At 65.3% G+C, this 11711-nt stretch carries 11 protein-coding genes; 1 reads left to right on the top strand and 10 read right to left on the bottom strand.

The window, feature by feature from the left end; genetic code table 11:
- From JHD73_RS23585 to JHD73_RS23565, 5 genes are all read right to left on the bottom strand, one after another.
- Nucleotides 1–126 (bottom strand): GTP-binding protein (locus JHD73_RS23585; RefSeq protein ID WP_230081277.1); only part of this gene is annotated, 126 nt, incomplete at its 3' end.
- A gap of 81 nt (nt 127–207) precedes the next feature.
- Complete coding sequence (gene fusA / locus JHD73_RS23580; protein WP_199032603.1) at nt 208–2334, bottom strand: elongation factor G; 2127 nt, start codon at nt 2332–2334, stop codon at nt 208–210.
- 114 nt (nt 2335–2448) lie between these two features.
- Complete coding sequence (gene rpsG, locus JHD73_RS23575) at nt 2449–2919, bottom strand: 30S ribosomal protein S7 (RefSeq protein ID WP_004634470.1); 471 nt, start codon at nt 2917–2919, stop codon at nt 2449–2451.
- 186 nt (nt 2920–3105) lie between these two features.
- Nucleotides 3106–3483: a 30S ribosomal protein S12 gene (rpsL, locus tag JHD73_RS23570; protein WP_021197587.1), complete on the bottom strand. Its 378-nt coding sequence runs from the start codon at nt 3481–3483 to the stop codon at nt 3106–3108.
- A 296-nt stretch (nt 3484–3779) separates the two neighbouring features.
- The gene (locus JHD73_RS23565; RefSeq protein ID WP_199032602.1) at nt 3780–5036 is read right to left on the bottom strand and encodes an MFS transporter; all 1257 of its coding nucleotides are present in this window, start codon (nt 5034–5036) and stop codon (nt 3780–3782) included.
- Between the two features lie 99 nt (nt 5037–5135).
- Between JHD73_RS23565 and JHD73_RS23560 the strand changes: the two genes are divergently transcribed.
- Nucleotides 5136–6059, top strand: coding sequence for a LysR family transcriptional regulator (locus JHD73_RS23560; RefSeq protein ID WP_199032601.1), 924 nt, complete (start codon nt 5136–5138; stop codon nt 6057–6059).
- On the opposite strand, the gene recQ is transcribed toward JHD73_RS23560, so the two are convergent.
- The 5 genes from recQ to JHD73_RS23535 all read right to left on the bottom strand — a co-directional run.
- Nucleotides 6056–7969 (bottom strand): DNA helicase RecQ, encoded by a 1914-nt coding sequence (gene recQ / locus JHD73_RS23555; protein WP_199032600.1) that lies wholly within the window; start codon nt 7967–7969, stop codon nt 6056–6058. The genes JHD73_RS23560 and recQ overlap by 4 nt on opposite strands.
- Nucleotides 7970–8084: 115 nt before the next feature.
- Complete coding sequence (locus JHD73_RS23550) at nt 8085–8675, bottom strand: bifunctional 2-polyprenyl-6-hydroxyphenol methylase/3-demethylubiquinol 3-O-methyltransferase UbiG (protein ID WP_199032599.1); 591 nt, start codon at nt 8673–8675, stop codon at nt 8085–8087.
- Nucleotides 8676–8707: 32 nt separating this feature from the next.
- Nucleotides 8708–9550 (bottom strand): YfaP family protein, encoded by an 843-nt coding sequence (locus JHD73_RS23545; RefSeq protein WP_199032598.1) that lies wholly within the window; start codon nt 9548–9550, stop codon nt 8708–8710.
- A gap of 5 nt (nt 9551–9555) precedes the next feature.
- Nucleotides 9556–10338: a YfaP family protein gene (locus tag JHD73_RS23540; RefSeq protein ID WP_199032604.1), complete on the bottom strand. Its 783-nt coding sequence runs from the start codon at nt 10336–10338 to the stop codon at nt 9556–9558.
- A gap of 23 nt (nt 10339–10361) precedes the next feature.
- Nucleotides 10362–11711: DUF2300 domain-containing protein (locus JHD73_RS23535; protein WP_199032597.1), on the bottom strand; the 1350-nt coding region annotated here is incomplete at its 5' end.

Below are 11711 nucleotides of genomic sequence, written 5' to 3'. Positions count from 1 at the left end.
GCCACCAAACTTGGCGGACAGCACGGTGGCGATCGCCGCGGTCAGCGTCGTCTTGCCGTGGTCAACGTGACCAATCGTCCCAACGTTCACGTGCGGCTTGGTCCGCTCGAACTTTTCCTTTGCCATGTCAGCTCCTCAATTCGGAATTGGCTAATTGCTAGATTTAGATGTGGGCGACGCTCGTGCGCGTCGCCCAAAACACGTTGATTACTTCGTACCCTTGGCAGCCATCACAGCTTCGGCAATGTTCTTCGGTGCCTCAGCGTATTGCTTGAATTCCATGGTGTACGTGGCGCGGCCTTGCGTTTGCGAGCGCAGCGACGTCGAATAACCGAACATTTCCGACAGCGGGACTTCGGCCTTGATGATCTTGCCGCCGCCCACCATGTCGTCCATGCCCTGCACGATGCCGCGGCGGGACGACAAGTCGCCCATCACGGTACCCGTGTAGTCTTCCGGCGTTTCCACTTCCACAGCCATCATCGGCTCAAGCAGAACCGGGGTAGCGCGGCGCATGGCTTCCTTGAACGCCATCGAGCCGGCCATGCGGAACGCGTTTTCGTTCGAGTCCACGTCGTGGTACGAACCGAACGTCAGCGTGACCTTCACGTCCACCACCGGGAAGCCAGCCAGAATACCGGCCGGCAGCGTGTCGACGATACCCTTCTCGACCGCCGGGATGTATTCGCGAGGAATCACACCGCCCTTGATGGCGTCGACGAATTCGAAGTTCTTGCCAGCCTTCTTCGCCTCGTCGTCAGCCGGTTCCAGCGTGATCACAGCGTGACCGTACTGACCGCGGCCGCCCGACTGCTTGACGAACTTGCCTTCGACGTCTTCAACCTTCTTACGGATGGTTTCGCGGTAGGCAACTTGCGGGGCGCCAATGTTGGCTTCCACACCGAATTCGCGCTTCATGCGGTCAACCAGAATTTCGAGGTGGAGCTCGCCCATACCCGAAATGATGGTCTGACCCGATTCTTCATCGGTACGCACGCGGAACGACGGATCTTCAGCGGCCAGGCGGTTCAGGGCGATACCCATCTTTTCCTGGTCAGCCTTGGTCTTCGGCTCGACAGCCTGCGAGATCACCGGCTCCGGGAACACCATGCGCTCGAGCACGATCGGGGCAGCCGGATCGCACAGCGTGTCGCCCGTGGTGGCGTCCTTCAGACCCACTGCAGCGGCGATGTCACCAGCCAGCACTTCCTTGATTTCTTCGCGCTGGTTGGCGTGCATCTGCAGAATACGGCCCAGACGCTCCTTCTTCTGCTTCACCGGGTTGTACACGGTGTCGCCCGAATTGATCTTGCCCGAGTAGACGCGGAAGAAGATCAGCTGACCAACGAACGGGTCGGTCATGATCTTGAACGCCAGTGCCGAGAACTTTTCGTTGTCATCAGCCTTGCGCTCGAGCTTCTTCTCGTTGTCGCTTTCGTCGGTGCCCTGGACCGGCGGAATGTCGACCGGCGACGGCAGGAAGTCGATCACGGCGTCGAGCATGCGCTGCACGCCCTTGTTCTTGAACGCGGTGCCGCACAGCATCGGCTGGATTTCGCAGGCGATGGTACGGTCGCGCAGCGCCTTGACGATCTCAGCACGGGTCAGCTCTTCGCCGCCCAGGTACTTTTCCATCAGGGCTTCGCTGGCTTCAGCAGCCGACTCGACCATCTTCTCGCGCCATTCGTTGGCAACGTCCACCAGATTGGCCGGGATGTCCTGGTACTCAAACTTCACGCCTTGGCTGGCTTCGTCCCAAATGATCGCCTTCATTTCCAGCAGATCGACGACGCCTTGGAAGCCGTCTTCAGCACCGATCGGCACCACCACGGGTACCGGGTTGGCCTTCAGGCGGGTCTTCAGCTGGTCGTAGACCTTGAAGAAGTTCGCGCCGGTACGGTCCATCTTGTTGACGAACGCCAGACGGGGCACCTTGTACTTGTTGGCCTGACGCCAGACGGTTTCCGACTGCGGCTGCACGCCACCCACTGCGCAGTACACCATGCACGCGCCGTCCAGCACACGCATGGAACGCTCCACCTCGATGGTGAAGTCCACGTGGCCCGGGGTGTCGATGATGTTGAAGCGGTGCTCGGGGTAGTTGCCGCCCATGCCCTTCCAGAAGGCGGTGGTAGCAGCCGAGGTGATGGTAATGCCGCGCTCTTGCTCCTGCTCCATCCAGTCCATGGTGGCGGCGCCATCATGCACTTCACCGATCTTGTGGTTCACACCGGTGTAGAACAGGATCCGCTCGGTCGTGGTGGTCTTGCCGGCGTCGATGTGAGCGGAAATACCGATGTTACGGTAGCGCTCAATGGGGGTCTTACGAGCCACGGTTAATCCTCAGATTCGTCAACGGGGCGCTGCCGGATAGCAAGCGCCCCTAATACAAATGGGCGAGATGTGCGCACACAGCCCGCCCAGCAACCAACAACGTGCGTGAGTCGCTTAGAAGCGGAAGTGCGAGAACGCCTTGTTGGCTTCTGCCATACGGTGCACTTCGTCGCGCTTCTTCATGGCGCCGCCGCGGCCTTCCGAGGCCTCGAGCAGTTCACCAGCCAGACGCAGGGCCATCGACTTCTCGCTGCGCTTCTTCGCAGCTTCCCGCAGCCAACGCATCGCCAATGCCAGACGACGCGACGGCCGGACTTCGACCGGCACCTGATAGTTGGCGCCACCAACACGGCGGCTCTTCACTTCGACCACCGGCTTGATGTTGCCGATTGCCAGCGTGAACACCTCGATGGGCGCCTTGCCTGCTTTCTTCTCGATCTGGTCGAACGCACCATAAACGATGCGCTCAGCCACCGACTTCTTGCCGTCCAGCATCAGGACGTTCATGAACTTGGCGACTTCCACATTGCCGAACTTCGGGTCCGGCAGAATTTCCCGCTTGGGGACTTCACGACGACGTGGCATCTTCTTTCCTTCTCTGTTCAGTTGAGAACCGCTTCGGTTCTCCGGCCACCAACTAGCTTGTCTTCCAACAATCTGAGCCGGGTGACCACTTACTCGACGGTGCCAGTGCGGTCAAAAAACGCACCGTTGTACCGCCTGCTCATGACAAGACCGTGACCGCAAACGCGGGCCGATCTCACTGACGACTTAGGCCTTCTTCGGGCGCTTCGCACCGTACTTCGAACGCGCTTGCTTACGGTCCTTGACGCCTTGCAGGTCAAGGGAGCCGCGCACGATGTGGTAACGCACACCCGGCAAATCCTTCACACGGCCGCCGCGGATCAGCACGACGCTGTGCTCTTGCAGGTTGTGGCCTTCACCGCCGATGTACGAAATGACTTCGAAACCGTTGGTCAGACGCACCTTGGCGACTTTACGCAGTGCCGAGTTCGGCTTCTTCGGCGTCGTGGTGTACACGCGGGTGCACACGCCGCGACGCTGCGGGCAGTTCTCAAGCGCCGGGCTCTTGCTCTTCAGCTTTTCAGAGACGCGGGGCTTGCGAACCAATTGATTGATAGTTGGCATTGTTCAATCCAGCTTGGTTTTTGAAAAATCGCCGGACCACATGACGTGGCAGCCTCACATGTGAGGCAATCGGCGCAATCGGGTTTTGGAAGTGGCGAGCAGAACGCTCTAGAGAGAGGACCTGCGGGAACAGATCGAGACCAAAGAGCGCGAGCCCGTCTGGTTCAGATGCCTTGCACAGCGCTTTGCCGGGCATGGACGTGCGAAGCCAGAAGCCAAAAACTCGAATCTGGCACTATAGCGGGGTGTTCTGCAAGCGTCAAGCGCGCCGCCAGTCTGGCGACGCGTGGCGTGAGTCAGCAGCCGCGCGGTGTGGCGCCGATGGCACGCGGGGCCGCACCGGGCCAGAGAAAGACAAGTGCTGCCGCCGACACAAACCCCAGCGCAAGCACCGAAACGCCGATCCAACCGGCACGCGCCCAGGCCACTCCTGCCAAACCACCGCCCGCCGCCGCGCCAAAGAAAAACGCGCCGGTGTACAAGCCATTCACACGCCCACGGATTTCCGGGGACAGCGTGTTGACCATGTAGCGACCGAGTGCCTGGTCACCAATGGCACCAAAATCCAACAGCAGCGCAGCGATCACCAGCATGGCCAGCATGGCGGGAACGCTCAAGCCCGGCACCAGCGCCGAGGCCAGCGCCAGCAACAGACCGGTCGCTGCACTGCCGTGCGCGAGCAGCGTGCCGAAACGTACCAAGCCGCGATCTGCCAGCCGCCCCGCAACGGGCGCGGCCACGACACCCGCCGCCCCACACAGCGCGAACATGCCGATCCCGTTTTGCGACAGATGGAACGGCGCTACCGCCAGCCGCAGCGCCACAGCTGTCCAGAACAACGTAAAAGCGGCCATCAACAATGCCTGGGTGGCGGCCCGCCGGCGCAGCAACGGCTCACCGCGAAGCAAGCGGCCATACGAGCCCAGCAGCGCGCCGTACGACTGCGTGCGCGGCGGCGCAAAGGTCGGCATGACGCGCGGCAGGACCATCGCCAGCACAGCAATCGCCACCGCCGACGCGCCATAGAACGCGCGCCAACCCCATTGCGCCGCAATCAGGCTGGCTGCAGGACGCGACAGCAGGATGCCCAGATTCAGGCCGATCATGATGTCGCCGAGCACACGCCCGCGTCGGTCGTCGGCCGCCAAACGCCCCGCCAGGGCGATCAACATCTGGATGACGGTTGACGACAGCCCGATGGCAAACGCAGCCAGCATCAGCACCTGCCCGCTATGCGCCACGGCGGTCAGCGCGAGCGACGCGACCGCGCCCCACAGCGTGCGCGAGGCGAGCTTGCGGTTGTCCAGCAGATCGGTCATCGGCATGAGCAGCAACAGGCCGATGCCGTAACCGACCAGCGTGGCAGTCACCAGCAGCCCGGTGGCCGCCGTGGTCCAGCCGATGCTGGCGGCGATCTCGGCGACGAGCGGCTGGATGCCGAACAGGTTGACGACGATGAGCCCCACCGCAGCAGCGAACAATGGCGTCGCGCCACGCGGCAAGCGATCAGCGGGGGGATGAGACACGGCAACGTTGGGGGCTTCTGTCGTCATGATGGCAGGAAGAAAGGTCGAGACGCCTCATCGTAGCCAGCCAATTCGCGCAGATTAAGATAGCCTCTGGCGTCATATTGTTTCCAGAAACGCGCAAATATGGACCGGCTCTCTGACGTGGTGATCTTTGTACGGGTGGTGGAGTGCGGCAGCCTGTCAGCCGCGTCCGATGCGATGGGCGTATCGCGCGGGGTCATCAGCAAGGCGCTGGCGCGGCTGGAGGCACGGCTAGAAACGCGCCTGCTGCAGCGGACGACGCGGCGCCTGTCACTCACCGAAGCCGGTGCGGCCTTCTTCGAAAAAAGCCGTGAGGGCCTGGCGCTGGTGGATGCCGCCGAACACGCCGTGACCTCCCTGCGCGACGAGGCCCGCGGCACGCTGCGGGTGTCGGCGCCGGCGTCGTTTGCGGTGACGCTGCTGGCGCCGCTGCTGGGCGCGTTCCAGGCGCGCTATCCCGCCGTGCAGATCGATCTGGACATGAACGACCGCTACGCCGATCTGGTGGCGGGGCGCATCGACGTAGCGATCCGCATTGGCATGCTGGAGGATTCATCGCTCGTGGCGCGGCGGCTGGCGAGTTGCGCGCATGCCATCTATGGCGCGCCGTCGTACTTTCGCCAGCGCGGCATCCCGCAAACGCCGGACGATCTGCGTGAGCACAACTGCCTCGTCTACGCCAATTACGACGGGCCGTACGACTGGGTGTTGGCCGACCCAACCGGCCAGCGCCACATTGCGCACGTGAGCGGCTCCATGCTGGCCAACAACAGCCTCGTGCTGCGCGAAGCGGCGCGCTCGGGGTTGGGGATATCGCTGGGGCCTGCGTATCTGGTGCGCGAGGATATTGAGGCTGGGCGTCTACAGGCGGTGCTGACCAACTACACCGCGCGCGAGGTGCCGCTGCATGCTGTGTTCACGCAGCGCGTGCATCTGCTGCCGAAGGTGCGTGCGTTTGTTGACTTCCTGGGCGAGCACCTGACACGTACCGGCGTGATGGGGCCACTGCCAACACTGACTGCCTAGGCCTGCTCGCGGCATTTCTCCAGCACGTCGAGCAACGCCTGGCCGTAGCGGTCCAGCTTGGCCATGCCGATGCCCGGCAACTCCCCCAGCGCCTCGCGCGAGTCCGGATCGGTCTCGGCAATGCGGGCGAGCGTGCTGTCGTGGAAGATCACGTACGCCGGCACGCTGTGCTCGCGTGCCATCTGGGCGCGCCAGGCACGCAGCGCCTGCCAGCGCGCCTGCGCGTCGTCGGAGAGATCGGCGGCCGGATCGGCGCGGCGCTCCTTCTTGGCCGACGATGACGATGCGCCACGCACCTTCTCCGCCTGACGCCGCAGGATCACGGACTGCTGCCCCTTGAGCACGGGGCGCGCCGCATCGGTCAGGATCAGTGCGCCGTGACCGCCGTGGTCGACGGCAAACAAACCCTGCGCGACCAACTGGCGGAAAACGCTGCGCCACGCCGGCTCCGACAGCTCGCTGCCGATGCCGAAGGTGGACAGTGTTTCGTGGTGCCACTGCTTGATGCGCTCGGTGGCGTTGCCACGCAGGATATCGATGAGCTGGCCTGCACCAAAGCTCACGCGACTGGCCTGCTGCACGCGGTAGGCGCAGGACAGCGCCATCTGCGCCTCGCGCGTGGCATCCCAGGTTTGCGGCGGCGTCAGACACGTATCGCAGTTGCCGCACGGCTGGCTGCTCTCGCCAAAGTAGGCGAGCAGCGCCACGCGGCGGCACGTGGCGGCTTCGCACAGACCAAGCAGCGCGTCGAGCTTGGCGGTGGAGACGCGTTTGTGCACGTCGTCCGCCTCGGACTCGTCGATCATGCGCCGCTGCTGCACCACGTCGGCCAGGCCGTAGGCCATCCAAGCATTGGCAGGCATGCCGTCGCGGCCGGCACGGCCGGTTTCCTGGTAGTAGCCCTCCAGGCTCTTGGGCAAATCCAGATGCGCGACAAAGCGCACGTCCGGTTTGTCGATCCCCATGCCGAAGGCGATGGTCGCCACCATCACAACACCCTCCTCCTTGCGGAAGATGGCCTGATGGCGGGCGCGCACATCGGCGTCCATCCCGGCGTGATATGGCAGCGCGCGCAGGCCCTGCTCGGCCAGCCACTGCGCGGTTTCTTCCACTTTCTTGCGCGATAGGCAGTAGACGATGCCTGCATCGCTGGTATCGCCATCCATGTGCTCGGCGCGGATGAAGCGCAGCAGTTGCTGTCGCGCGCTGTCCTTCTCGACGATGGTGTAGCGGATGTTCGGGCGGTCGAAGCTGGAGAGGAAGACGCGTGCGTCGGTCAGCGCCAGCCGCTCGACAATTTCGTCGCGCGTAACGGCATCCGCCGTGGCGGTAAGCGCAATGCGTGGCACGTGCGGAAAGCGCTCGTGCAGCACGGAGAGCTGGATGTACTCGGGCCGGAAATCGTGCCCCCACTGCGACACGCAGTGCGCCTCGTCGATGGCGAACAGGCCGATGCGGGAGCGCTCCAGCAGATCGAGAAAACGCGGCGTCATCAACCGCTCGGGCGCGACGTAGACGAGGTCGAGCCGCCCCGCCGCCAGATCGCGCTCGACCTGCGCGGCCTCGGCGCCGGTGAGCGCGGAGTTGAGGTACGCGGCGCGCACGCCGGCCTCTTCCAGCGCGGCCACCTGGTCCTGCATCAGCGCGATCAGCGGCGAGACGACAATGCCCGCGCCCTGCCCGCGCCGATGCCGCACAAGCGCCGGGATCTGGTAGCAGAGGGATTTGCCGCCGCCGGTGGGCATCAGCACCAGGCAATCGCCGCCGTCGGCCACGTGGGTGACGATCTCTGCCTGCGGGCCGCGGAAGGCGCTGTAGCCGAATACATCGTGCAGCACGGCGTGCGTGGCGGCAGCGGTGTCTTCGGGTAGCGCCTGCAGCGCGTGGTCTATGGCGGGAGAGTCGTACATCGGGGCGGCGGAGTGCACGTGGTGTCACGCGCGGGCTGGGCGAAACCGCTATTGTGACAAACCCCGCCGCCGCGGTGGTCAATCAGGGCAATCGGATTGTCCGCAGATGGGGCCGTCAGGCCTTGCGGGCAACAATGCGATGGATCGTCCGGCCGGAAGATTGGCTGACAGCGGCCTCGTCGAAAACGAGCGTGGTGCCGGCCAGCGCCTCGCGTACGGGCGCCGCATCGAATGCGGTAAACAACCGGCCACGGCCATCGCGCTGATCGGCGTCGGGCGTCACACGCCAACTCAAGTACAGCGTACCGGCCGGCCGCAGCAAGGACACCAGCCGCTGCACCGCTGCACTGATTTGCTCGGGTGGCAGGTGCATGATGACGGTCTCGCAGACGACGTTGTCGAAGGCGCCCTCGGCAATGCCCACCAGCTCGGGCAACTGCGACCGCCGGAACGCCAGCCCCGGATACTGCGAGCGCGCCGCCTCCAGCAGCCCGGCCGAGGCGTCATAGCCGACTGCCGGATAGCCGTTGGCGTTGAGCCAGGCCACCTCGCGCCCGGCCCCGCAGCCGATGTCGGCCGTGGCCCCGCCTGCCTTGAACTCGCGCCGGAACAACGCGTACATGTCTTCCGGCGCCGGTTGCTCGCGCCACTCCTGCGCAAAGGTTTCGGCGAGGGTGTCGTAGGCGGCGACGGTCTGCGTGTCCATGGCGGCTCCAGATTGGGCGCGGGTGGCGCGGGTTACTTCATCGTGAAACTGCGCACCAGTGTCAGCTCACCCGCCTTGCGCATCGGCACGACAAAGGTCTGCTGGCGCTCGGACGGCGTGTTCTCGTCGGTGATGACGGTGACGGTGGCCGTGGTGATGACGCTGTTGTCGCTACCGCTGCCGTAGTAGTTCACGTAGACGAGGTACGTGCCGGGCGGGGGCGACGGGTTCGAATAGATCTCGGGGCCGTAACCGGTGGTGACGTCCACGTCGAGCGCGCCGCCGTTCTCGACCACGCGGTTGCCGTACCAGGCGTGCTGGCCGTCGGGCGAGACGACGTGGAGATCGAGGTCGGTGCCGTCGGTGTCCCACGACAGGACCACGCGCAGGCGCGGGCGGGATTTACCAGTGTAGCTGTCGTAGAACTGCACGCGCTTGGCGTCGCCGCGCGCGCTGCGCACTTCGACGCTGTTGCTGCCGGCGCCGAATGCGTACGGGCGCGAGAACGTGCCGTCGGCCTCGATGCGCTGCGGCATCGCCACGCCATTGACGACCAGCGTGCCGACCGACGAGCCATCTGCGCCACGGCGGCGGCGCGGTTTGTTCTCGTCCGTGGGTGCAGCAGCCTTGGGCTGGTTGCGGATGCGCCCGGCGATCATCGAGGCGGCGCCCTGCCCTTGCGGTGTCGAGACCGACACCGCCGGGTAGTGCACGTCCTGCGTGTAGCGCGAATCGTCGCCGGCTGAGTTGCGCCAGCCGCCCTGCGGCGCGGTGATCTCGATATTGCCGGTATCGGTTTGCGCAAATGCAGCACCCGAGCCCCCGAGCGTGGCGAGTACGACGGCGAATGCGAGGCGGAATGTGGAAGGCATCATGAGCATCAGAAGCGGATCGATTTCATCAACGCCAGCTCGCCGATCTTGCGCAGCGGCACCGTGACGAACTCGCGCCGCTCGTTGGGCGTGTTCTCGTTATAGATCAGCGTCAGTTGCGCGGTGATGAGATCGCGGTCGTGCGCCTTTTCGTCAAAGTTGTAGCCGCCGGCGTTGAAGTTGCCCCAGTAGTTCACGTAGAACAACCAGACGCCGGGGCGCGGCGCGGCGGTGGAAAAGATCTCGGGGCCGGCGCCATCAACGCTGTCCACGTCGAGCCCGCCACCGTCGGACAGCAGCGGCTCGGCCCAGAACGCGTGATCGCCGATCGGCGAGATGACGTGCATGTCAACCTCGGCGCGCGGGTCGTCCCAGGTGAGAATGGCGCGCAGCTTGGCCGACGTCTTGGTGGTATCGGCCTCATAGAACTGCAAGCGCTGGCGCGACTGGCCATCGGGGCTGACGATCTCCACGCTGTTCGAGCCCGGACCGAATGCCCACGGGCGCGCGAAGCGGCCTTCGCTGTCGCCATAGAGTGGCATGGCGTTGCCGTTGACGATCAGCACCGGCGGACGGCGTTGCTTGCCCGCCGCGCGAATGCGTCCGGCGATGAGCGTGCGGTATTTCTGCGCACCACGGTCCACGGGGGGCTTGGGGTACGCAGCGGTGTAGCGCTCCAGTTCGTTGGTCAGCTTGCTATTGCGCCAGCCGCCGATCGGTCCGTCCAGATCGGCCACCGGCTCGGCTGCAGCCGAGGCGCCAAGCAGCAAGGCTGCGGCGCCAATGGCCACCCGCGTTGTCCATGCCTTCGTGCTCACAGCAAGCCCTCCCCTCGAATCAGGCGGCGCGCTGTCGCCTCGACAAACTGTTCGTCCTGCCCGAGCGGATGGTGCGCAAAGGCCAGGTGCAGGTATTCGTGTGCCAGCGCGATGCGGTCTTCCTCGGTGGCAAGGCGATGGATGTAGAGCCGGTTCCGGCGCGCATCGGCGTACGGGCGACCTTCGTTCACCACACACACGGCGGGCAGCGGCGGTGTCTCATAGCCGGGTTCAACGCCCAGACGCGTCGACCAGCGCGGCGTCTGCGCCTGCAGCCACTGCTGCGCGCCCGCCACTGGCGAGCAATCGCCCGCGACCGGGCTCTGGAACGAGGTCAGCGTGGCCTGCGGCCACCACCGCGCGAGGATGCCGTCAAACCCCTGGCCGCGCTGGGCGGCGGCGCGCGCGGCGGTCCAGCCCATCTGACCGCGTGCGCTGATCGTGCCGTGGTACTGCACAGACTGGCCGACCAGCACCAGCGCATCGGTAAATTCCGCCGCATTGCGTGCAGCAGCTGCGGGCGGGCGCGGCAGCACGCGCTGCGTGCGCGAGCTGTCGGCAATGCGATAGCAGCCCTTGTCCCGCGAGGCGTGCTGCACGAGGTAGCTGCGCGCTGCGACGGCCAAAGCGCGAGCGGCCTGCGGCTCGGCCAGGTCGCCCTCGCGCTCCACGACGCGCGCCACATAGTCGTTCATGCCGAGTCGGCCGGAGATGACGGGCGCGTTGTTCTCGCGCGCGAGCGCCAACTCGCCGCGGCTCTCGATCGGCAGCGTATTGCCGTTGACGAAGCGCACCGTGTAGCGGCCTTCCAGACGGCCGGGGGCGACCGGCTTGCCATCGGCGTCGCGCACCTCGCGCACGGGGTAGCGCGCAAAGAAATCAACGGCCACGCAGGCATCGTCATCGGGCACGGGTGTCTGCTCGATCAGCGGGGTGAGGCGCGGTGCGGCAGCCGACAGCACCTGGTTGCTGGAGCCCACGCCGCCCAACCACACGGGCGTGCCATCGGCCAGCCAGCCCGCCGCACCACCGATCGACGCCCCGGGGCGTTGAGGGTCAGGCATCGTCCACGTCTTGGCGCGCAGCAAACCACCGAAGTACGACACGGTGCCCTCACCACGCCCGATGGTCAGCACAGAGACGAGCGTTTGCGCAGCCGTCTCACGCCCATCGGCGGGAACGCTGCGCAACGCGGTCAGCAAGTCGGTGACGGGCACGCGGCGCGTGGGCTGCATGGCGCGCAGGTCACGCAACCACGTGGGGGCATTGGCTTGCTGCCAGAACCGGCGCCAGTCGGCGCCATCGAGGCCCAGGCGCGCGGGTTCGAAATAGCGGCCGCACGACTG

Origin of the sequence: Ralstonia sp. ASV6 (assembly GCF_016429285.1) — a bacterium.
GTDB classification, from domain to species: domain Bacteria; phylum Pseudomonadota; class Gammaproteobacteria; order Burkholderiales; family Burkholderiaceae; genus Ralstonia; species Ralstonia flaminis.
The sequence above is the reverse complement of the archived record's forward strand: the minus strand, read 5'-3'. Positions and strand labels throughout refer to the sequence as shown.